The 22,907-nt window shown below is 45.9% G+C and carries 24 protein-coding genes; 16 read left to right on the forward strand and 8 right to left on the reverse strand.

Translation table 11 applies throughout. The annotated features are described in order from the left end of the window. Positions 1 to 222: 222 nt before the first annotated feature. From OCV57_RS06045 to OCV57_RS06080, 8 genes are read right to left on the reverse strand one after another with little or no spacing between them, the layout of a single operon-like run. The gene (locus tag OCV57_RS06045) at positions 223 to 990 is read right to left on the reverse strand and encodes an urease accessory protein UreD (RefSeq protein WP_267300810.1); all 768 of its coding nucleotides are present in this window, start codon (positions 988 to 990) and stop codon (positions 223 to 225) included. Beyond that, positions 987 to 1,598, reverse strand: coding sequence for an urease accessory protein UreG (gene ureG, locus OCV57_RS06050; RefSeq protein ID WP_002851818.1), 612 nt, complete (start codon positions 1,596 to 1,598; stop codon positions 987 to 989). Before ureG ends, OCV57_RS06045 begins: the two co-directional genes overlap by 4 nt. A gap of 36 nt (positions 1,599 to 1,634) precedes the next feature. Further along, on the reverse strand, positions 1,635 to 2,309 hold the full coding sequence (locus OCV57_RS06055; protein WP_267300814.1) for an urease accessory protein UreF: 675 nt from the start codon (positions 2,307 to 2,309) through the stop codon (positions 1,635 to 1,637). A 16-nt stretch (positions 2,310 to 2,325) separates the two neighbouring features. Then, positions 2,326 to 2,814 (reverse strand): urease accessory protein UreE, encoded by a 489-nt coding sequence (locus OCV57_RS06060; protein ID WP_022286955.1) that lies wholly within the window; start codon positions 2,812 to 2,814, stop codon positions 2,326 to 2,328. 15 nt (positions 2,815 to 2,829) lie between these two features. Next, complete coding sequence (gene ureC / locus OCV57_RS06065) at positions 2,830 to 4,542, reverse strand: urease subunit alpha (protein WP_267300816.1); 1,713 nt, start codon at positions 4,540 to 4,542, stop codon at positions 2,830 to 2,832. Between the two features lie 3 nt (positions 4,543 to 4,545). Further along, complete coding sequence (ureA, locus tag OCV57_RS06070; protein ID WP_002851772.1) at positions 4,546 to 5,226, reverse strand: urease subunit gamma; 681 nt, start codon at positions 5,224 to 5,226, stop codon at positions 4,546 to 4,548. A gap of 33 nt (positions 5,227 to 5,259) precedes the next feature. Beyond that, positions 5,260 to 5,577, reverse strand: coding sequence for a hypothetical protein (locus tag OCV57_RS06075; RefSeq protein WP_038672606.1), 318 nt, complete (start codon positions 5,575 to 5,577; stop codon positions 5,260 to 5,262). Next, entirely contained in the window at positions 5,574 to 5,984 is a 411-nt protein-coding gene (locus tag OCV57_RS06080; protein ID WP_038672604.1) for a hypothetical protein, read from the reverse strand. The genes OCV57_RS06075 and OCV57_RS06080 overlap by 4 nt, the downstream gene beginning before the upstream one ends. Before the next feature lie 498 nt (positions 5,985 to 6,482). On the opposite strand from OCV57_RS06080, the gene speB (OCV57_RS06085) reads away from it, so the two are divergent. The 16 genes from speB (OCV57_RS06085) (at position 6,483) to speB (OCV57_RS06160) (ending at position 22,903) form a co-directional block, all read left to right on the forward strand. After that, a complete protein-coding gene (gene speB, locus OCV57_RS06085) occupies positions 6,483 to 7,445 on the forward strand; it encodes an agmatinase (protein WP_022286952.1) in 963 nt (320 codons plus the stop codon). A 156-nt stretch (positions 7,446 to 7,601) separates the two neighbouring features. Then, on the forward strand, positions 7,602 to 8,468 hold the full coding sequence (locus tag OCV57_RS06090) for a transporter substrate-binding domain-containing protein (RefSeq protein ID WP_267300817.1): 867 nt from the start codon (positions 7,602 to 7,604) through the stop codon (positions 8,466 to 8,468). A gap of 57 nt (positions 8,469 to 8,525) precedes the next feature. Beyond that, a complete protein-coding gene (locus OCV57_RS06095) occupies positions 8,526 to 9,188 on the forward strand; it encodes an amino acid ABC transporter permease (RefSeq protein ID WP_022286950.1) in 663 nt (220 codons plus the stop codon). A 14-nt stretch (positions 9,189 to 9,202) separates the two neighbouring features. Continuing rightward, positions 9,203 to 9,862: an amino acid ABC transporter permease gene (locus tag OCV57_RS06100; protein WP_117858878.1), complete on the forward strand. Its 660-nt coding sequence runs from the start codon at positions 9,203 to 9,205 to the stop codon at positions 9,860 to 9,862. A 22-nt stretch (positions 9,863 to 9,884) separates the two neighbouring features. Next, positions 9,885 to 10,664, forward strand: a complete 780-nt coding sequence (locus OCV57_RS06105) for an amino acid ABC transporter ATP-binding protein (protein WP_117858880.1) — start codon at positions 9,885 to 9,887, stop codon at positions 10,662 to 10,664. Positions 10,665 to 10,695: 31 nt separating this feature from the next. Further along, the gene (locus tag OCV57_RS06110; RefSeq protein ID WP_038672602.1) at positions 10,696 to 11,970 is read left to right on the forward strand and encodes an AAA-type ATPase lid domain-containing protein; all 1,275 of its coding nucleotides are present in this window, start codon (positions 10,696 to 10,698) and stop codon (positions 11,968 to 11,970) included. Beyond that, positions 11,967 to 12,677, forward strand: a complete 711-nt coding sequence (locus tag OCV57_RS06115) for a trimeric intracellular cation channel family protein (protein ID WP_267300822.1) — start codon at positions 11,967 to 11,969, stop codon at positions 12,675 to 12,677. The genes OCV57_RS06110 and OCV57_RS06115 overlap by 4 nt, the downstream gene beginning before the upstream one ends. 3 nt (positions 12,678 to 12,680) lie before the next feature. Further along, on the forward strand, positions 12,681 to 13,286 hold the full coding sequence (locus OCV57_RS06120) for a cytidylate kinase-like family protein (RefSeq protein ID WP_022286945.1): 606 nt from the start codon (positions 12,681 to 12,683) through the stop codon (positions 13,284 to 13,286). Positions 13,287 to 13,624: 338 nt separating this feature from the next. Continuing rightward, positions 13,625 to 14,569 (forward strand): ABC transporter permease, encoded by a 945-nt coding sequence (locus tag OCV57_RS06125; RefSeq protein ID WP_267300825.1) that lies wholly within the window; start codon positions 13,625 to 13,627, stop codon positions 14,567 to 14,569. 13 nt (positions 14,570 to 14,582) lie between these two features. Next, a complete protein-coding gene (locus OCV57_RS06130; RefSeq protein WP_117957519.1) occupies positions 14,583 to 15,494 on the forward strand; it encodes an ABC transporter permease in 912 nt (303 codons plus the stop codon). A 3-nt stretch (positions 15,495 to 15,497) separates the two neighbouring features. Then, positions 15,498 to 16,493: an ABC transporter ATP-binding protein gene (locus OCV57_RS06135; RefSeq protein WP_022286942.1), complete on the forward strand. Its 996-nt coding sequence runs from the start codon at positions 15,498 to 15,500 to the stop codon at positions 16,491 to 16,493. After that, entirely contained in the window at positions 16,490 to 17,509 is a 1,020-nt protein-coding gene (locus OCV57_RS06140) for an ABC transporter ATP-binding protein (RefSeq protein ID WP_117923538.1), read from the forward strand. Before OCV57_RS06135 ends, OCV57_RS06140 begins: the two co-directional genes overlap by 4 nt. A gap of 28 nt (positions 17,510 to 17,537) precedes the next feature. Then, positions 17,538 to 19,172, forward strand: coding sequence for an ABC transporter substrate-binding protein (locus tag OCV57_RS06145; protein WP_195220762.1), 1,635 nt, complete (start codon positions 17,538 to 17,540; stop codon positions 19,170 to 19,172). A gap of 28 nt (positions 19,173 to 19,200) precedes the next feature. Beyond that, positions 19,201 to 20,871, forward strand: a complete 1,671-nt coding sequence (locus tag OCV57_RS06150; RefSeq protein ID WP_117957525.1) for an ammonium transporter — start codon at positions 19,201 to 19,203, stop codon at positions 20,869 to 20,871. 32 nt (positions 20,872 to 20,903) lie between these two features. Next, positions 20,904 to 21,803 (forward strand): MerR family transcriptional regulator, encoded by a 900-nt coding sequence (locus OCV57_RS06155; RefSeq protein WP_038672593.1) that lies wholly within the window; start codon positions 20,904 to 20,906, stop codon positions 21,801 to 21,803. A gap of 2 nt (positions 21,804 to 21,805) precedes the next feature. After that, entirely contained in the window at positions 21,806 to 22,903 is a 1,098-nt protein-coding gene (gene speB, locus OCV57_RS06160; RefSeq protein ID WP_051706745.1) for an agmatinase, read from the forward strand. Positions 22,904 to 22,907: the final 4 nt, after the last annotated feature.

Consider the following 22,907-nt stretch of genomic DNA (forward strand, 5'->3'; position numbering starts at 1 on the left):
GCTGCACGTTTAAGTCGAACAAACAACCGTCCTATGCGTCCCCTCAAATGGTTTTCGCCTATCGAATTTCTTAATAATAGTGTCCAATATGATTGACAAACCTACAGGATCGTGGCTCTTGTGAGATGTGAGAAATAACAAAACCAGTGTAAGCCCACAGCAGGCTTTCACTGGTTTTGTTTATCATTTATAAAAAGTTTAACAATATTTTATACGCTGTTTTTATGTGCGAATTTTTTCTGCAATGTTCTGAAAAGCGTCAAAAATCTCTTCTCCCGAACGTCCCAAGGCTCTTATGGCTATGCCACGTTCCGTGTGGGTGGCGCAAAGCCGTGCGCTGTCAGGGTCGCCTGTGTAGTCGGCTTGGTAAATGCTTTCCGGCATTGTCTTGTCAGGGGTATAGATATACATAAATCCCGTGTGGGTGAAGCCCTCGAAAAAGCCTTTTTGTCGTATGGGCAGTGCAGAGGGGTCGATAAGAGTGTTGTCGATAAAATCCGCCCTGCCGTCAATTGCTATCTCGGTGCGTGAGCGAAAGCGCTTCAAGCCGAACTCCTCTCCCATTGCAGTTCTGCCACAGCAGTATATCTCAGAGAAAATAAGCTCAGAGCTTTCTGTGATGTTCACCTTGCCCATAGAGATATGCTCACAGCCTGTGAAGGTCATAATAGGGTGGGGCATATAGCAAAGCCTTGCGTTTTTGCGCACAACAAGCTTTATGCTCTGTTTTGATACGCCGCCGTTTGTGTTGAAAAGCTTTTGATAGCCCTGATCTGTGAAAATGACCTTGCAGTTTTCCCCTACAAAAAGCTTTATCTCGTTTTCGTCACCTGCCAATACTCCTGCTGAGCCGCACATTGAGATATATTTCGCCCAGCCTTTATGGTCATAAAATGGTGAATACACCTTGAAAGGGGGAGCGAAATATAAGTCCTCAGTAACGGTTTTTTGTCCGTCAAAGGCTGTTGACAGGCTTAGTCTGCCGTTCATTTCAGATCCTCAAAAAGCACTGATTTTTTTATCCAGTCTATGACCTGAGAAACGCCCTCACGGCTCATGAGATTTGTGAAAAGAAACGGTCTGTCGCCCCTCATGCGCTTTGAGTCGGAAGCCATTACTTCAAGGGAAGCTCCAACAAGTGGCGCAAGGTCTGTCTTGTTGATAACAAGCAGGTCGGAACGTGTCACGCCAGGACCGCCTTTTCTTGGTATCTTTTCACCCTGTGCAACGTCGATAACATAGATAGAAGCGTCTGCAAGGTCAGGGGAGAATGTGGCGGAAAGATTGTCGCCGCCGCTTTCAATGAAAACGATCTGCGTGTCAGGGTGCTTTTTCACCATTTCGTCAACGGCTTCCAGGTTCATTGAGCAGTCTTCTCTTATGGCAGTGTGAGGACAGCCGCCAGTTTCAACGCCAACTATCCTGTCAGCAGGCAGGCATGAGTTTTTTGTAAGAAATTCTGCGTCTTCTTTGGTGTAGATATCGTTTGTTACAACGCATATGGAATATTCTTTTGACATTTCTCTTGTAAGGCGTTCGATAAGTGCGGTTTTTCCCGATCCCACAGGTCCGCCTACGCCTATTTTTACATAGCTCATTTTTGGTACTCCTTATTATATTATATAAATCATAGCTTATGACATATACTGTCTTGAATACAGCCGTTCGTGCTGCATTGCACGCAGGTCAAAGCCTGCACCGCTTATGCCGATATCGTTTATATCAGTGAAAAGGGCTTTTTCTGAAGCGGAGGATATAAGCTCAAAGCTCTCTCCGAGAATTTTCTGCCCTGCAAGCTGACTAAGAGGTACAAGCTTCACGCAGTTTGTGACTATGGCGGAGCATATGGAATAGCCGTATACCGCAAGCCCCTCTGAAAGCTCGATGCCATTGTCACGCATATAAAGCCCATAGGCGATGCACTGATGACCCTTGCATATGCCCTGCTCCGTCAGGCTTTTATAAAGTCCTGTGAAGCTTTCCCGACCATTGTTGCATATTTTGAAAAAACGCCTTGTGACCTTTTCTGAGCCGCTTCGTATCTCAAATGGTGTTTTCGCCGCAGAGTATATCTCATCAAGACGGCAAAGCTCCTTTTCGTCAGCATTGTATGCCGCTGCCGCCGCACCAAGCTCATTGTAGGGCAGCACTGAGATGTAAGAATGGAGATATTCTTCAAGCCCTTTTGGCGAAGTGATGATATCATGCTGAACGTAGGTTTCAAGCCCGTTTGAAAGCGTGAACGCACCCACTGGGAAAAGGCTGTCGCATATTTGCAGAATGTGCATAAGTCCTGCGGTATCGGTCATTTTTTATCAGCTCCGTTTAGTGTGAATGTTCGTGGTGATGATGTTCCCCATGCTCGTGGGAGTGGCTGTGTGAGTGTCCGTGAGCTTTGCAGACGATAAAATCGTCAAATCTGCCTATGATGTTCTCACACTCAAAGCCGAGGTTTTTCAGGTGCTTTTCTGTAGGCTCGTCATGTGGGATAAGCACGTTGTCGTCAGATATTTTAAGTGACAAATGCCTGTTGCCTATCTCAAAGCAAAGCCTGCCCATTTCCTGCATAGTGTGAACGTTTATCTTGATAAGGGGACAGCTTGTGAGCTTCACTGCTACGCAAAGCTTATCGTCAAGATAGATGATATCCCCGTCCTTTAGGCTTTCGTCAATGGCAATGCCTATGTCACGTCCTCCTGCGGTGGTTTTTCTTATGCGCTTTTTCTCGGCTTCAAACCAATCAAGCTCAACTGTGTCTACTTCTACAGAGGGGGTGCTTTCAGAGAGATTGCCTAATATTTTTTCTGCTATCATTTTTGTTTCCTCGCTTTAGAACATAAAGTAACGCTGTGCCAATGCAAGCTCGTCAAAAGGCTCGCAGGTAATAACTTCGCCGTCAACTGTGACAGTGTAGGTCTCAGGGTCTACTCTTATATCACCGCAGACGTTGTTGTATACCATATCAGCCTTTGAGATGTTTCGGCAGTTTTTCACAGGAAGCACCTGCCTTTTAAGACAAAGCTTCTCTTTTATGCCGTCCTCGTAGGCGTATTTTGATACGAACGTGATACAGGTGCTTGAAAGGGCAAGCCCGTGACCACCGAACATTTCTGTGTAACACACAGGCTGAGGGGTAGGGATAGAAGCGTTTGCGTCGCCCATTTTTGATGCGAAAATAAATCCGCCCTTTATTATCATGTCAGGCTTTGCACCGAAAAATGCAGGATTCCAAAGAACAAGGTCTGCCACCTTGCCAACTTCCACTGAGCCTACATATTCTGATACGCCGTGGGTTATAGCAGGGCTGATAGTGTATTTTGAAATGTAGCGTTTTATTCTGAAATTGTCGTTTCGCTGGCTGTCCTCTGGGAGTGCGCCACGCTGTTTCTTCATTTTGTCAGCGGTCTGCCATGTTCGTGTGATAACTTCGCCTACACGTCCCATTGCCTGAGAGTCGGAACTCATCATTGAGAATATTCCCATATCGTGCAAAACGTCCTCTGCGGCGATAGTTTCAGGACGTATCCTTGAATCCGCAAAAGCAATGTCCTCCGGTACGTTCTTGTCAAGGTGATGACACACCATGAGCATATCCAGATGTTCGTCAAGAGTGTTTGCGGTGTAAGGCATTGTAGGGTTCGTTGAGGAAGGGAGAACATTCGGGAACGCTGCTGCTCTGATAATGTCAGGAGCGTGTCCGCCGCCTGCTCCCTCTGTGTGATAAGTGTGGATAGTCCTGCCCTTGAAAGCATTGACGGTATCTTCAACAAATCCGCCCTCGTTAAGAGTGTCGGTGTGGATAGCCGCCTGAACGTCATACATATCCGCAACAGTAAGTGCGTGGTCGATAACGTCAGGGGTAGAGCCCCAGTCCTCGTGTATCTTCAAGCCTATACAGCCTGCCTTTATCTGCTCCTCGAGAGTTGTGATGTCGCTTGAATTTCCCTTGCAGAGATAGCCGAAATTCATTGGCAGGTCTTCGGAAGCTTCCAACATTCTGTGGATATTGAACTCGCCAGGTGTACAGGTGGTGGCATTGGTGCCGTCGGCAGGACCTGTACCACCGCCTATCATGGTGGTGATTCCGCTGTAAAGGGCTGTTCTTACCTGAGTTGGAGAGATAAAATGAATGTGCGTGTCAAGTCCGCCAGCGGTGAGGATAAGTCCCTCGCCTGCGATAGCTTCCGTGGAAGCGCCTATTATCATGTTTTTGTCAACGCCATTCATGATGTCGGGGTTGCCTGCTTTGCCTATTCCTGCTATCCTGCCGTCCTTTATGCCAACGTCAGCCTTTATGATGCCTGTGCTGTCGATGATAAGAGCGTTTGTGATAACAGTGTCAAGGCACTCCTTGTTAGTGGCTTTGCAGGATTGCCCCATGCCGTCACGGAGAGATTTTCCTCCGCCGAACTTTGCTTCGTCACCATGAACTGTCAAATCTTTTTCCACTTCTGCAATAAGAGAAGTGTCGCCCAAGCGCACCCTGTCGCCAACTGTCGGACCATACATATCGCAGTAAGCTTTTCTCGATATCTCGATCATTTCCTACACCCCCTTGAAGCCAAGCTTTTTAGCCTTTTCAAAGGCTGCCTGCTTGATGTTTTCATCGTCCATTTTTCCGTTTACAAGACCATTCAGACCATAGCCTATGCGGTCGCCGCCGATAGGTATAAGACGGACGGTCTTTTTCTCTCCCGGCTCAAATCTTACCGCTGTGCCTGCGGGGATATCAAGCCGCATACCATAAGCCGCCTTGCGGTCAAACTCCAAAGCCTTGTTTACCTCAAAAAAGTGGAAGTGGGAGCCTGTCTGGATAGGTCTGTCCCCTGTGTTTGAAACTGTAAGCTCAATGCTTTCTGTTCCCTCGTTGAGCTTGACAGTGCCTTCCTCAACGATAAATTCCCCTGGGTGAAGCTTGCTTGCACCCTTTATAGGGTTGTGTACTGTCACAAGCTTTGTGCCGTCGGGCATTGTGGATTCTATTTGTATTTCGTGTATCATTTCAGGAACGCCGTCCATGACGTCATCAGCGGTAAGAAGCTTTGTGCCGTATTGCATAAGCTCAGCGGCTGACGCTCCTGCTCTTGCTTTTTCCATTACTTCCATGCTTATGTATGCCACAGCTTCAGGGTAGTTGAGCTTTAATCCCTGTGCCTTTCGGTCACGGGCAAGCATGCCCGCATAATGGAGCATAAGCTTATCCTGCTCTCTTGGAACAAGTCGCATTATTATTCCTCCTATTTATATAGTATAGTGTATCTACTGCTTTTTCTCTGTAAGGGCTTTTCTTACTACTCCCTCAGGGTCACTTATGAGCATAGTGCCGAGCCATACGACGGTGCCGAGTGCAACAACGCAGATTCCTAAAAAGCTGTCGTTTATCATGTCTGCGGTGGCAGGGGTGAAATATCCTGCGCCCTGCTCTTTGTATTCAAAAAGTGCGTCCACGAGCCACATTATAGATGCGCCCCAGTACATATAGCACATCAGCCCCACTTTAAGCTTTCTGGCTTTTGGTGATGTGTACCATACTATGGTAATGATAACGGCTGCTATGAGTGTGATAAGAAGCGTCATACGGCGTCACCGCCCAGCTTTGCAGTCTCTTTTGGCTTACGTTTCAGTATCTTGTCAGACACCACAGTCATCACAGCCCATACCGCTGTCACAAGAACAGCCATTGATGTTCCGACAGTCGCCATTTCGTGGAATGCTACTGCCATTTCCGAAGGGTCGTTAGCCGCTGTCAGGAATGGGAAGAACGGAGATATCTCGCCATGCCACAGATGCTCAAATGCCAAAAGTCCTGAGCCGCCCCACAGAAAGCCTGAGAGCCTTGTTATCTTTTTAGAAAGAGGAAGCTTGTCCTCCGAAAGAGCTTTGACCTTTGTCTGCTCCTCTGCCTTTGCCTCGTGAGACTTTACTGCCTTTGCCACAATAGTTGTAACGATCGCTTCTGTTGCTGGTACTAAAAAACAAGCCATAATAAAACTTCCTTTCAAAATTGTTTTCTGAGTTTAACATAGTGATAATAAAAAACAACGCCCTTATAAACCGACAGGCATTGCCGTATCGGTTATAAGAGCGTCATTGCTTTGATTATCAGTATAGCACAGAGCTTTTTATTTGGCAATAGTGTTAATGAAAAATTCTTATTTTATTCAGCTTTGAATAAAAAATAGATGTGAACAAAATGAAAGTCTGACATCTGAATGTTGCATTATTGTCATTTGTGGATTTGCACAAAGAAACCATTCAAAAATGAATAGTTTCGATTTTGATATGGGCGAAATGGCGTGAATACGCTGTATAAGTGATAACAAAGCTTATTCCAAAGTGAATAATTTTCAGAAAAATTGAAAAATAGCTCTTGACAACTTGCAGGAATGGTGATATAATTCTGCACATAGAGCAATTCAGAAATGACTTGAACGGTCATGCGGATATGTTTCTCAGTGATTTTGAAAGGAAAGTGACCTCAAATGATCAACAACAATTGTCAGCCACCGAGCGCCTCAGGCTCTCCTCGTTTTTGTAATATGGGTAATTTCATGAGGCTTCCTCACGCGACCTCAGCAGAGGGATTGGATTTCGCTATCGTTGGTATCCCGTTCGATACCGCCGCTTCTTTCAGAGCAGGCGCAAGATTTGGTCCTAACGGTGTAAGAAACATCTCGGCAATGATAAAGCCTAACAATGTTGCAATGGGCGTCAACATTATGGATTCACTCAAGGGTGCAGACCTTGGCGACGTTCCTGTGATCCCTGACTATATCCACGAAACATATGCGGCTATCGAGCAGACCTTGGACGGTGTTCTTGAATGCGGTGCAGTTCCAATAAGCATTGGCGGCGACCACGCTATCACCCTTGGCGAACTTAGAGCTATCGCAAAGAAGCATGGAAAGGTAAGCCTTGTGCATTTCGATTCACACCTTGACTTGTGCGATACGGTTTTCGGTCAGAAATACAATCACGGCACACCATTCAGAAGAGCAATGGAGGAGGGTCTTATTGATCCTGAGAAGTCGGTTCAGATCGGCATGAGAGGCTCTCTTTACGATCCTGACGATTTCAAGATCGCCGCAGACCTTGGCTTCACGGTTATCCCAGGGGACAAGCTCCACACATATTCTCCTGAAGATCTTCTCAAGGTCATAAAGGAAAAGGTTGGCGACAACAAGGTGTTCCTTACATTCGATATCGACTTTGTTGACCCGGCTTATGCACCAGGTACAGGTACTCCTGAGGTGGGCGGATTTACTTCCTTTGAAACACTTCAATATATAAGAGCGCTGAAAGACCTGAACTTCACAGGCTTTGATGTAGTAGAAGTTGCTCCTCCATATGACCACTCAGAGATAACAGCTTATATGGGCGCAAATATCATTTTTGAGTTCATGTCTATCCTTGCTTATCAGAAGAAGATCGGCAAGAGAAAATAAAGATAGAAAAATAATTCACTCTCCAATAAATATAATATCAAACGCAACGGAGCGTTGACGGCGGCACTAGGGTGTCCGGCTTGTCAGCGCTCCGAATTATTTAGAAAAGTAAGTGAAAGGTTGGAATCAGTTATGAAAAGCGGAAGAAGATTTGGAATGTTAAGAAAAGTTTGTGCAGTGGCAGTGGCTTCAGTGCTTGCGGCAGGATGTCTTACAGCCTGCGGAAGCAGCAAGAACACAGGTCCACTCACACTGGATCAGATCAAGGAAAACGGTAAGCTCACAGTTGCGACAGAAGCCGCTTATGAGCCTTTTGAATACATGGACGGCGATAAGATCATAGGCTACAACGCAGATCTGTTTGCTAAGATTTGCGACGATCTGGGGGTAGAGCTTGATTATATCGACCTGCCGTTCCAAGGAATACTTGCAGGACTTGAAGCAAAGAAATATGACGTTGTTGGAGCAACACTTGGCGTAACTGCTGAACGTGCAGGCAAGTACACGATGACTTATCCTATCCAGAACGGAACTACAGTTTTCGTAAAGAGAAAGGGCGATGACAGCATCAAGTCTATCGAAGATATGTCGGGCAAAAAGGTCGGCACACAGACTTCTTGCTACAATGAGGACGATACAAAGAAATTCAACGAGAAGCTAAAGTCGGAGGGCAAGGACGGCTATGCTGAACTGCTCAAATACGACTCATTCCCTGAGGCTTTTGCAGAGCTTAAGAACGGCAAGATAGACCTTGTTGCTCAGAACTATGCAAGCTGCGCCGCAGTTGTAATGAAGAATCCTGACGACTATGAGATAGTGGCTGACGAATCAGGCAAGGCTGAAATGGTCGGTACAGACACTTGGGTATCATGGGCTGTTCGTAAGGAAGACACAGAGCTTTCTGACTATATCAACTCTGAGATACACAAGTTCAAAGAGGACGGAACTCTTGCAGAGCTCCAGAAGAAATGGTTTGGTGAAGCCGTTGACCTGCCTGAGAGCGATTATATCCCTGCCGAGTAAAAAGCACCTTTGAAAGGAGGAAATGCTCCGTCGCAAACGGCGGAGCATTATATATCAATGGAGAATTTCAACATAGTATGGCATTATAAAGACCTGCTGCTGAAAGGTCTTGGCTATACAGTATTCGTATCCGTTGCAGCGATACTTATAGCGCTTTGCGTTGGTATGCTGCTTTCGGTGATGAGAATGGGCGGCGACTCGCTTCCTTCAAGGATACTGAAAAAGATAGTCGCAGTTTATATAAGCTTTGTCCGTGGCACGCCTGTGCTGGTGCAGATATACATTATATATCAGGCGCTTGCAGTAATGGGTCTGAACCTTTCAAACCTGGCGTCAGGCATAATCGCTCTTAGCCTTAACAGCGGCGGATTTATCGCAGAAATAATCCGTGGCGGACTTACGGCTGTGCCAAAAGGTCAGACGGAGGCGGCCAGAGCCTTGGGTATGAGCGAGCCAAAGATACTAATGAGGATAGTTTTCCCGCAGGTATTCAAGGTAGCTTTGCCGCAGCTGACAAGCGAGTTCATAAACGTTATAAAGGTTTCGCCGATGCTTTCTGTATTGGCAATCGTAGAGCTTACAAGAACGGCTCAGCGTCTTGTTACGCAGACATACATAAACCTGCCTTTCTATATTGCTATCGCAGTTATGTATTTTGTTATCTGCGCAGGACTTGAAGAACTTGTAAAGCTTCAGAAGAAAAGACTTGAAAGAAGATAAGGAGGCGCAATAATATGGACGAATTTATGCACGTTGCAGAAATAGCGCTTCCGCTGCTTTTGCAGGGTCTTGGAACAACGGCGGCAATATCGGTGCTGTCTATCCTTATTGCAATGGTGTTAGGCTCGGCGGTAGGTTATATGTGCCTTTCAAAAAACAAGGCTGTTGAGCTTATCGCAAGGGCGTTTATAAAGATATTCAGATGCACCCCTTTTATGGTGCAGGTATATCTCGCATATTACGGACTCCCTGCTCTTGGTCTGAACGTTTCAGCGTTCTCAACAGGCGTTATAATTCTTGGAATGTACACAGCGGCTTATACCGCAGTTATCCTTGAAAGCGGCGTCAGCGCTATCCCAAAGGGACAGTTTGAAGCTTCATATGCAATGGGAATGTCAAGATTTAAAACAATGGTGAGAATAATTTTCCCGCAGACTTTGAAAATAATCGTTCCGTCACTGACAGGACAGTTTGTTCAGACTGTTAAGGACTCATCTATCCTTTCTATCATCACAGTTGCAGAAATGACAATGATGACAAAAGAGGCTATCGGTATAACTTTCAGTCCTCTGATAGTTTATATCTGTGCAGGCGTTCTTTACTGGGCGCTGAACCTTGTTATCGAGTTCGCATCAAGATGTATAGAAAAGCACAACAACCGTGTTGCTATCTGACGAAAAAGGAGTGTAAAATACAATGGCTGAAAGCAGAAAGCCTGTTATATCGGTTCACGATCTGGCAAAGAATTACGGGGAGCTTAAGGTCCTCAGAAAAATAGATATGGATATTTACAAGGGCGAGGTGGTAAGCGTTATCGGCCCTAGCGGCTCTGGCAAAAGCACTTTTCTCAGATGCCTGAACTATCTCGAGGAGCTGACATCAGGCGAAATAGATATAGGCGGAGTTTCCCTGAAGGGCATCGACGAGGACAAGCACAACAAAAAGCTTAACGAAAAGGCTGCAAAGGTCATAAGAAAGAATGTTGGAATGGTGTTCCAGCAGTTCAACCTTTGGCCGCACAAAACAGTGCTTGAAAACGTCATGGAGTGTCCTGTTCAGGTTAAAAAGGCTAACAAGGAAGAAACAAAGAAGAAAGCCATGGAGCTTCTTGCGAGAGTTGGAATGGACGGCAAGGCAGACGCTTATCCTACTCAGCTTTCAGGCGGTCAGCAGCAGCGTGTGGCTATTGCGAGGACCCTTGCAATGGAGCCTGAGGTCATACTCTTTGACGAGCCGACTTCCGCCCTTGACCCTGAGTTCGTTGGCGAGGTTCTGGACGTTATGAAAGACCTGGCTAAGGCAGGAATGACAATGATAGTTGTCACACACGAAATGGGCTTTGCGGCAGAGGTGGCAAACAGAGTCTGCTTTATGGACGGCGGCTATGTTATCGAGGACGGCACCCCTGAGGAAGTGTTCAAGCACCCTAAGAGCGACCGTGCAAAGCAGTTCTTCTCAAAGATACTTAATGTGTAAACTATAAAGCCGCAGAAAGGAGTGCAGACAAATGGATTATGAGCAGCTAGGGCACATTCTCGAAAGTATCCACCCAGGAGTGACTATTGCCGACAGCAGCGGAGTGTTCAGATTTGTTTCAAACTCCTATCTCAGCGGCAGAAGCGTAAAAGGCTCTGACATAATAGGTAAATTCGCAGGCTCAGAGGAAATGATGAAGATGTTTTCCCCTTGCGTGACGCAAATGGTTTTTGAAAGCCACAAGCGTGTCACAACAGTGCAAAAAGGCGTTGACAATGACGAAACTTTCGTCACGGGAATACCGGTATTCAAGGACGGAGAGCTTGAGATGATAATAAGCTATTCCTCTTGGGAGATAACAGGCTTTGACGACCTGCGGGAGCGTTACAATGTTTTGCAGTATCAGAACAAAAAGCTTCTTGATGAAATAGAGCTTATGACAGGACGTGACGGTGGACAGCGTTATATCGCCCAAAGCAGCCGTTCAAGAGACGCAAGGCGGCTTGCAGGAGTTTTCTGTGACGCAGGCTGTCCGTGTTACATCTATGGTCCCACAGGAAGCGGCAAAAGCTATCTTGCTTCCACTATATACGGCAAAAAAGGAACGCTTTACACCTATGACTGCGCACCTGTCGGGGAAGAAGTCATAGAAAAGGAGCTTCTTGGAGAGGGGTCGATGATATCGCCGCTTTCGGGCATTTACGCTGTGATAATAAAGCATATAGACAGGCTGTCGCCTAGGCTTCAAAGGGCAGTCCTTGAAAAATGCGCAAAAGCAGGCATTGTGCCTGTGGGGCTTTCTGAACATTCGGTGGAGGAGCTTAAAGGTGCTGACAAGCTGTCGGAGGAGTTTATAAGCGAGTTCGAGCCTTATCAGGTGCAGATGTATTCTCTTGGCGAGCGTGCGGAGGATCTTAAAAGCTTTATCGACTATTATCTCGGCTCGGCAAACAAGAAATACTCACGGAGCGTTGAGTTCACGCCTCGTGCCATGGGCTGTTTGTTGGGATATGATTGGAAAGAAAATATCGACGAGGTGCACAGGACTATAGAGCGTATCGTCCTTACTACCGAAAAGAAAAAGGTGGACGTTTTCGACTTGCCTGACAGGATAACAGGCGGTTCGTCTGAGGTATTTGCACAGAATGCTTCCCTAAAGGATATGCTTGAATTTTACGAAAGCGGACTTGTGATGAGAGCCTATGAGAAATACAGAACATCTGTGGCTGTGGCACAGAAGCTTGGCATAAGTCAGGCGACGGCGGTGCGGAAGATACACAAATATGCAGGCAGGGACGTTGAATGAACGAGCGTTTTGATGTTATCGTTACGATACTTGAACTTATCGGCACTGCAGCGTTTGCGGCAAGCGGTGCGCTGACAGCGATAAAAAGGCGTTTTGACCTTTTCGGCGTTATAATAATAGGAGTGACAACGGCTGTGGGCGGTGGGATAATGCGTGATATCGTCATCGGAAGTCACCCTGTGGCGGCGTTTCGTGACCCCCTTGCAATGAGTGCGACGGCTTTGATATCGGTGCTTGTGTTTGCTGCCTTGGCTGTAAAAGGCGACCTAGGTGGCAAGGCGTTGAAGCTTTATGATACTGCAATGCTCATGCTCGATACTATAGGGCTTGGCATTTTCACTGTTACAGGTATAACAGCGGCAATGAGGAGCGGCGTGTCAGACAACACTTTTTTGCTTGTGTTTTCGGGAGTTATAACAGGCGTTGGGGGCGGAGTTCTCAGGGATATTTTCGTGAACAAGAAGCCTGAGATATTTGTGGGCAACATTTATGCCTGCGCTTCTGCCATAGGTGCAGCGGCTTTTCTGCTTTGCTATGGCATGATGTCGTTCATGCCTGCCTGCATGGTGAGCCTTGCGGTGACGTTTTCCCTAAGGCTTATGTCGGTGAAATTCGGTTGGAATTTGCCAAAGATCCAGATAAAAGCCAGACAGGAGCGGAGGATAGCCGCCACGAAAGAAAATCTCATAAATAAAAAAGGAGCATAGACTATGAAAAAGTTTATTATTACCATAAGCCGTGAGTTCGGCTGCAATGCAAGAGAGGTCGCAAGAAAGGCGGCGGCTGAGCTTGGCGTGGAGTTTTATGACAAGGACCTTGTAGATATGGCGGCAGAGCGTGCAGGCATAAGCCGTGACTCGTTTCTTGACAGTGAGGAAATGCTTGACAAGAACGCTGACCGCCTGCTGAAGTCATTTGGCTACGGCTCATCAACGCAGTTTTATTCCGACAAGGCTGTAAAAGCGCAGGTGGATATCATCAGAGATCTTGCAAACAAGCGTATATCCGCCATATTCTTCGGCAGGTGTGCAGACTATGTTCTCAGAGAATATCCGAACCACATGAACGTTTTTCTCTATGCGCCTTTGGAAGCAAGGATAAAGCATATGTGTGAAACTTATGACCTTTCATGGCCGGAGGCTGACAAGCTCATAAAACGTGTTGACCGCCAGCGCCACAACTATTATAAATACGTCACAGGCAAAAATCGTGGTGACCGTGACAACAAACATCTTATGATCGACGTAAGCGAATACGGCACTGATCTCACTGCCGAGATGATATGCTTCGCTGCAAGAAAGATGTTCGAGGACTAAGCTTTCTACTGATTACCAAATCTTCATTTGTGGGGTGCTTCTGCTTTGGAGCGCCCCTCTTTTTTTACATTTGTGAATATGAACAAAATGCAGGATATAAAACTTCTTTATTCATACAACATTTTATGTAAGCTTAAAAGACAGTTTGCGTTAATAAAAAGTTTATATATAAAATATAAAATGACTGATTTTTAGTATTGCAGTTGTAGTTGCTACAGGATATATCATAGGTATATCAAAAGGAAAGCTTCGTGGAGTAAATTATTTTCGTAAGGCGAAATGAAAGTTAGAAAAGAAAATCCTGCAAAGTGCAGCTGTAAATATAGGAGGAATGTAAAGTGAAAAGGTTCAGATTTATAATCAAACGGCTGCTTTCAATGATAGTCATAATGTTTTTGGTATCCTTTCTGGTGTTCGTTGTTCTGAGAATGTCAGACGCAGACCCTCTCACAGTAATGATAGGAAACAATCAATCCACTCCTGAACTCAGGCAGGCTCTTACAGAAAAATATCACCTTGACTACCCTGTGCATATACAGTATCTCAGGTGGATAAAGGGAGTTCTTTCAGGCGACTTCGGCACAGACTATGTTGACGGTCAGGACGTAAAAGGTCTTATAATGTCAAGGCTTCCAATAACATTCGGACTTGTGATAATGAGTTCCGTCATAGGCTCAGTGATAGCTGTTATAATGGGAGTTGCAGCGGCGCTGAGAAAAGGCAGACCCTCAGACGCAGCAATTTCAGGACTTATGCTTGTGCTTTCAGGTGCGCCGTCATTTTTGGTAAGCATACTGATACTTATTTTCATGACAAAGTACGTTCCTGGATATTCGTTTATCGGAACATATACAAATTTCGGAGAGTTCTTACAGCGTATAACGATACCGAGCCTGATAATGGCGCTGACGTTCGTTGCGATGCTTGGACGTATCACACGAAGCAACATGATAAATCAGCTTCAATCCCCTTATATCGCAACAGCGGCTGCAAAGGGATTAAAGCAAAGCAACATAACCTACAAGCACGCTTTTCACAACGCTGTTATTCCTGTTATAACAGTTGCAGGATATATGATAGCAGGCTCTATAGGCTCGACAGTAATAGTTGAGCAGGTCTTTTCTCTTCCCGGTATAGGCGGTCTGCTCATATCGGCGATAGAGGAAAACAATTTTCCTATAGTTCAGATACTTGTGCTTTTCATGCTTGGAGCTTATCTTGTAATGAGTTTTGTTATCGACATACTTTATACCGTTCTTGATCCGAGAGTTGATCTTAAATAAGGTGGGATTTTTAATGAAGAAGAAAAATAAAGCAGGAACGTTTTTCACACCTGTTGTGGCGGTGACGGGAATATTCCTTGCGGTAATAGTTTTCGTATCGCTCTTTGCAAGCGTTATCGCACCGTATGACCCTCTTGCCACAGACGTGAATGCCATATATGCACCCGCCTTTTCTGAGGGACACATTTTCGGAACTGACGGACTTGGCAGAGATCTTTTTTCAAGGCTCATATGCAGTGCAAGAACTTCCATTCTGAATGCCTTTCTTATAGTTGCCATAGAGGTAGTCATAGGTGTTCCTCTTGGGCTTATCTGCGGATACTACAGAGGTCCTCTTGACAGTATCGTAATGAGGGTGTGGGACGTTATAAGCGCAATACCGCCACTTCTTCTTTCCTTTATCCTTATTGCGGTAATGGGAAAGGGCATGATGACAGGTATCATCGCCATAGGCATTTCTTATATCCCTCTTACAACAAAGACCGCAAGATCAATGATAATGACAGAGAAAAAGGCGGTGTATGTTGAAGCCTGCAAATCAATGGGCTTTTCAGACGCAAGGATAATTTTCGTGCATATCCTGCCGAACATCATCACACCTATGATATCGCAGTTCACACTTGATATCGGTACAGCTATCACATCAATGGCTACTCTGAGCTTTCTGGGACTTGGCGTTCAGGCTCCGAATGCCGACTGGGGAACGCTTCTCCGTGACGGCATGGGCAACCTTTATAATAGTTCGGCACTGCTTTTTATACCTGCAATATGCGTAATACTTGTAACAGTATCCATAAACCTTTTCAGCGACGGTGTTCAGAACTATCTCGATCCGTCATCAAGAAAGCTTCCGTCATTCAAGAAATACGAAAAGAAACACAGAATAAAGAAGCTTTCAGCAGTTAAGGCAAACGGGGAGGCGTAAAAGATGAAAAAAGGAAACGTTCTTGAAATAAAAGACCTTTCTGTAGACTTTATGACAGTTAGAGGTATCGTATACGCCGTTCAGGGCGTTGACCTTGAAGTGAAGCAAGGGGAGATACATGGTATCGTAGGCGAGAGCGGCTGCGGAAAAAGCGTAACATCAAAGTCGGTCATAAGGCTCCATAACGAGGAGACCACCAGATATGCAGGGGATATCTACATAAGAGATGACAGCGGCGAGAAAGATGTTCTTGCAATGAGCAAAAAGCAGCTCCGTGATTTCAGGGGCAGCACAGCCGCAATGATATTCCAAGACCCTATGACTTCCCTTGACCCTATTATGAAAGCAGGCGAGCAGATAGCAGAAATGCTAAGGGCGAAGAAAAACTTAAATCGCCGTGAAGCAAGAGAAAAGGTCATCGAGATGTTTGAAAAGATAGGCATAACACCTGCTGAGAAAAGATACGAGCAGTATCCGTTTGAAATGAGCGGAGGAATGTTACAGAGAATAATGATAGCAATGGCTCTTATATGCGAGCCGAAGCTTCTTATTGCAGACGAACCTACCACGGCGCTTGATGTTACTATACAGGCGCAGATACTAAAGCTTATAAAAAAGCTCCAGCAGGAAAGCGGAACGTCGGTAATATTCATCACTCACAACCTTGGTGTTGTGGCTGAGATTTGCGACAGCGTAACTGTAATGTATGCAGGAAAGGCTGTTGAGACCGCAAGCGTTGTGGATATTTTCGACCACCCTGCTCACCCATACACAAAGGCGCTCCTTGAAAGCAATCCAAGAGAGAGCGACACAGAAAAAAGAATGAAAAGCATACCTGGCAGTCCTCCGCTTCTGTATGAAAAGTTCAAGGGCTGTGCCTTTGCACCAAGATGTAAGTATGCTGACGATAAATGCAGAAGCTGCGTGCCTGTTACAGAAAATGTGTCTGAGGGACACAGCACAGCTTGCTTCAAGTGGCGGGAGGTGACATCACAATGAGCAAAGAAAAAGACAGACAGCCTTTTATAAGCGTCAGAGATCTGAAAAAGTATTTCTGCCTTGACAATTACAAGCTTGCAAAGGCAAAGACGAGATATATCCATGCCGTTGATGATGTTAGCTTTGATATCTACAAAGGCGAGATATTCGGAATAATAGGCGAGAGCGGCTCGGGCAAATCAACCATAGGAAGATGCGTTCTGAAGCTTATCGACGTTGATTCAGGCGAGATATATTTTGACGGCAAAAACATAACTCATGTGAGCCGCAAGGAACAGCAGGAGCTGCGTTCAAGAATGCAAATGGTCTTTCAAAACCCTCTTGCTTCCTTTGACCCGAAAAAGACTATACGCTTTAGCCTTGAAGAATCTGCAAAGGTGCATAAGATAAAGCCTGAGGTCTACAAGGCGAGGATAAAACAGCTTATGGAGTATATAGCGCTTCCGGAGGATTTGCTCACAAGATATCCTAAAGACCTTTCGGGCGGTCAGCTCCAAAGGCTTGCAATAGCAAGGGCGCTTATGCTGGAGCCTGATTTTATTCTTGCAGACGAGCCTGTTTCGGCACTTGACGTTTCTGTGCAGGCGCAGATATTGAATCTTATGCTCGACCTGAAAGAGGATAAAGGGCAGACGATACTTTTTATCTCCCATGATCTGAACGTTGTCCGTCACGTTTGCGACAGGATAGCGGTGGTATATCTGGGAGCGGTAATGGAAATGGGTACGGTGGAGCAGGTATATAACAGCGTTGCTCACCCTTACACTCAGGCACTTATTTCAGCAAAGCCAAAGGAACACCCTCTTGAAAATAAGAAGCATATCCTGCTGGAGGGAGATATACCGAACGCAGTGGATATCCCCGAGGGCTGTCGCTTTGCAGGCAGGTGCAGATATTTCAAAGAGGGCTTGTGCGACAACCGCACGCCAAAGCTCAAAGACATTGGAAACGGGCATTACGTTGCCTGTCATTTCCCACTAGGCATTGACCGCAGCAAGACTGCTGCGGATATGTAATAAATCTTTTGAAGAAAGGAAAGTTATCATGAAAAAATTCTCACGCAAGATCGCGGCCGCTGCTGCATTGGCAATAACAGTTTCAAGCTGTATGACAGGCTGCTTCAACAACACAGGTTCCGGTTCAGGCTCAGGTTCTTCAGGAGGAAATTCAGAGACAGTTCTCAGAGTAGGCTATACTCAGGAGCCGTCATCATTTGACCCTGCCGACTTCACTATCGTGGCAGCAACTCTCACAGGTTATGACTGCTATGACACGCTTCTTAACTTCTCACATGACGGCACAACAGTTGAGCCTGCCCTTGCAGAATCTTGGGAGCAGGTTGACGATACTACATACACATACAAGATAAGACAGGGAGTAAAGTTCTCAGACGGCAATGAAATGACAATGGACGATGTGCTTTATTCTCTTAACAGAGTAACAGAAGACAACTATTATATGAGCTATCTTTTTGCAAACGTTGACAGCTTTGAAGCCGACAACGATACTTGGACGCTGACAGTTCATCTTAAGCAGCCTGACTCATCATGGCAGTATGTTCCTGCGACATCAGCCTGCACTATAGTCGAGAAGTCTGTAACAGAGGAGCAAGGCGACAAGTACGGCACTGCTGACGGAAAGACTGTCGGCACAGGTCCTTATAAGCTTTCTTCATGGTCATCAGGAAGCGAGATAGTTCTTGAAAAGAACGAAAACTGGTGGGGCGACCCTGATACTCTCGATATCGACAAGGTAGAATATTACGTTATCGAGGACGAAAGCGCATTAGCACTTGCGGCAAAGGGCGGACAGATAGACTTTGTCGAGGGTATGTCAAACAGCGTTATGTCTGTATATCAGAGCTGTCAGAACTTCAATATCCTCTCATGCGAGGGAACGACTTCAAACTATATCGCATTCAACACAGCTTCAAAGCCGTTTGATGACGAGTGGGCAAGAAAGGCTGTTGCATATTGTATCGACCGTTCACAGATAACAACAACTATCGGCGGCGATTATGCAAAGCAGTCGGCTGTTGTTCCAATGAGCGAATCCATGATGTATATGGATAAGGATAAGTGGGATTCAACTATCGCCGAAAGCGATGTTTATACTCAGGATTATGACAAGGTAAAGGAATGTCTTGCAAAGTCAAAGTATCCTGACGGCTTTGAGTTTGATTTCTATACAACTTCACAGACGCAGAAGCAGGCTGAGCTTCTCAAGTCAATGGTAGACGCAAGTGGCGCTATCACAATGAATCTTGTGGAAGTGCCTGACAGCGATATCTTCAGCTATATGTTCGGCTACAAGACAAAGGATAACGGCGAGAGATATTACAACGCAGTCGGCACATACATGATGTCAGACTTCCTTGACCCTATGGGAATGTTAAAGACATTATATGCAGGCTCTAACGCTTGCGAGGGCGGAACGAATGAAACACTTTGGACAAGCACAGAAGCAGACGGACTTCTTGACAAAGCGGCTCAGACAACAGACGACGCTGAGAAAATGGGTTACTATACTGACGCATATAAGATATTTGCTGATGAGTGCCCTTACCTTGGACTTTACACATCATCTGATGTTTACGCAGTAAGCGACAAGTTCACATATGACCCAAGCCCGATGTTCTGGTATAACTTCAGTTACGCAGACGTTCATGTGGCAAAATAAGAAATAATATGAAAAAGGAAGTGCGATAATGTATTCATCTCTGGATACCGTGTGGGTTCTTCTCTGCACAGCTTTGATATTCTTTATGCAGGCAGGCTTTGCAATGCTGGAAACAGGCTTCACCAGAGCAAAAAATGCAGGCAACATAATAATGAAAAACCTTATGGATTACTGCATAGGCTCTGTTCTTTTCTGGGTTATCGGCTTCAGCTTTTTGTATGGCGACTCCATAGGAGGATTTATCGGAACGCCAAGCCTGTTCGCAGCAGGAAAGTTTGCAGCTGCAGGAGATCTGCCTAAGCGAGTGTTCCTAATGTTCGCGACTGTCTTTTGTTCAACTGCCACCACTATAGTTTCAGGAGCAATGGCAGGCAGAACAAAGTTCAAGGCTTATCTTACATATTCGGCTGTTATGAGCGGAATAGTTTATCCTATAACAGGTCACTGGATATGGAACAGTGCAGGCTGGCTCAAAAGTATAGGTTTCCACGATTTCGCAGGCGGAACTGCCGTTCACGTTGTTGGCGGAACTACCGCACTTATAGGTGCGCTGCTTGTGGGAGCAAGGATAGGCAAGTTTGATAAAAACGGCAAGGCGAGAGCCATACCGGGACATAATCTCACTATCGGAGCTTTGGGCATATTCATTTTGTGGATAGGCTGGTTCGGATTTAATGGTGGCTCGCTTCTCACTGCTCAGGGCGACAATGCGGCGGCAAAGCTTGGGGATATCTTTTTTAACACAAACATATCTGCGGCGGCTTGCGCAATAGCTGCAATGTTCATCACATGGGTGCGCTACGGCAAGCCTGACGTGACAATGACCCTTAACGGAGCGCTTGCAGGACTTGTGGCTTCAACCGCAGGCTGTGACACAGTTTCGGCAGGAGGAGCATTCTTTATCGGCATAACAGCAGGCTTTGTAATGGTGTTTGGTGTTGAGCTTATAACAAAGCTAAAGGCTGACGACCCTGTGGGTGCGGTAAGTGTTCACGGTTTGTGTGGAGCATGGGGAACGCTTATGACGGGCGTTTTCGCAAAGAAAAGCGGTCTTATATATTCAGGAAGCCCGAAGGATCTGCTTATACAGCTTGCAGGCGTGCTTTCAGTGGCGGCATGGACAGCGCTTATTATGGTGATAGTGTTCACAGTGATAAAGAAAACAATGGGTCTGAGAGTTAGCGAGAACACAGAGATAGTTGGCCTTGACAAGTGCGAGCATGGACTTTCAAGCAGCTATGCGGATCTTCTCAACACTGCTCAGTTCATCACCGCTGCCGCTGACGAGCCTTCAAAGGTGAGGGCTATAGACGAAGCCTCAGAGCTTAACGCTTCTGACTACAAGGCGGACGGAAAGATGCACAAGGTGGTCGTTCTTATGAACGTCGCAAAGTTCGAGTTGCTGAAAAATGCTTTGGATAAGCTTGATATAACAGGTATGACAGTTACGCAGGTGAGCGGCTGTGGAATACAAAAAGGAAGCACTGAGCTTTACAGAGGCTCTGAGCTTGAATCAAGGCTTCTGCCTAAGATAAAGGTGGAGATAGTTATAAGCACTGTTCCTCTTGGACTTCTTATCGACACTATCAGAAAGGTGCTTTATACGGGCAAGATAGGCGACGGAAAGATATTTGTTTATGACGTTGCAAACGTTGTGAAGATAAGAACAGGGGCAGAGGACGAGCAGGCTCTTGAATAAGCTGTCATAATAATTGGAATGGGGGACAAGATATGACTGATGATATGAAATACACTGTGTTTTATACAGACGAAAACGGACAGCTTGTCCCGAATGGGGAAAAGCTTCTGAGCATAACCGAGATAGCAAAGTATCGAAACATACCTACCGAACGGCTTAGATATTACGATAAGATAGGGCTTTTAAGACCTGACTATGTTGACAAGCTTACAGGGCGGAGGTTTTATTCGGCACAGCAGTGTGAAAAGCTTGGCACTATAAAAGAGCTTCGCAGGCTGAACTTATCACTGAAAGAAATAGAGGACTATTTCAGCGACAGAAACCTTGAAAAGTCCGAGCGTGTTCTCAGACAGCGTTATGAGCTTTTACAGCAGGAGATAGCGGATAAGCTTGAAATAAGCCGTGTGCTGAAAGAAAAGCTTAAATTCATCAGAGAGCTTAACAACACAGATTTCAAGCTTGATGACCCTGTTATAAAGGAGCTTCCTGAACGATATGCCCTCAAAGGGGAGAGCAACAAGTTCAGAACAAATCTCACCGGTATAGAGTTTATGAAGCTTGAGGAGGCTATAGGCGGAACTTCGCCTGTGCTTGCCACTGATAAGGTGGCAATGACCATAAAAAACTCAGTTGACCCTGACGATATGGATTCCGAGGTTTGCCCTATGGTGTTCTGCTCGGCAGATCAGGCTGACAAGGAAAGCTTCACAACAGTGGCAGGAGGAAAATACGTTTGTGCTTTTCACAGGAATTGCTACAGCTATTTCGGTGAGCTTATAATGAAAATGCGCTGTCTTGCACAGGAGCATGGCTACACCCTTGGAAGCGTCGGGGTGATGATATACCGTATAGACATAACCCTTACGGACAACAGTGATGAAACTATTGCGGAGCTTCAGTTTCCGCTTATAAAAGAAAGCAGGGAGAAATGATCATGATAGACAGAAATGAACTGCACGCCATGAAGACGGCGGCAAGATTTGATGAATTTGGCAACACGAGATTTCCTACAATGGCAAAGAGAGCCGTTGAGCTTGGATTAGAGCCTGCGGACAGCATTAAGAGCGAGGGCATGAGCTGTTTTGCAAGAACAAATCTCGGCCCTACATACACAAGCCACGAAACTTTTCTCAGAAGTCCTTTCTGCGAGGATATCCATAAGGTGTCGGAATATGACGTTGCAGTGGTGGGTATCCCATATGACAGCGGAGCGTCAAACCGCTCAGGCACAAGACTTGGCCCTGCCGGCATAAGACACGCTTCTTCGCAGATATCCCCTTTCAACCCTGACTATGGCGTTGACCTATACGAAAACATAAAGCTTTGCGACGCAGGAGATATCTACACACTTCCTGCAAATGCCGAAAAGACTTTCGACCAGATAACAAAGGGCATAGGATATATATTCTCTCAGGGAGTAACGCCTATCGTTCTTGGGGGCGACCACTCTACCACTTTCCCTACGCTCAGGGGCATTTCAAAGTATATCGACGGCAATATCGGCGTTATCCATATCGACCGCCACAGCGATTGCGACGCTATCCAAATGGACGAAAAAATGCACGGCACAGAATGGTATCATTCCACTCACCTGCCTAACCTCAGCGCAAAAAATCTTGTGCAGATAGGCATAGGTGGAAACTGCTGCAAGTCATGGTCAAAATTCACCCGTGACAGCGGCTGTACTGCGATCTCAATGGAGGATATAGATAAGTATGGTATCGACAAGGTGGCAGAGCTTGCCCTCGATATCGCATGGAAGGGCTGTAAGGCAGTGTATGTGAGCCTTGATATAGACGTTCTGGAAGCTGCTTTCTGCCCGGGTACTGGCACACCTGATTTTGGCGGTATGCTCCCGAGAGAGCTTTTAAGGCTTCTCAAGCTCGTGACAGCTCCCGGTATCTGCGGAATGGACGTTGTGGAGGTATCTCCTCCGTTTGATGTGAGCGAGATAACTTCACTTGCGGCGTCAAGATGTATAATCAATGTGCTTTGCAATCTTGCACTGAACAAGTCGCTATATAAACACTGATAAT

Source organism: Hominimerdicola aceti, from assembly GCF_025567495.1.
GTDB classification, from domain to species: Bacteria; Bacillota; Clostridia; order Oscillospirales; family Ruminococcaceae; genus Hominimerdicola; species Hominimerdicola aceti.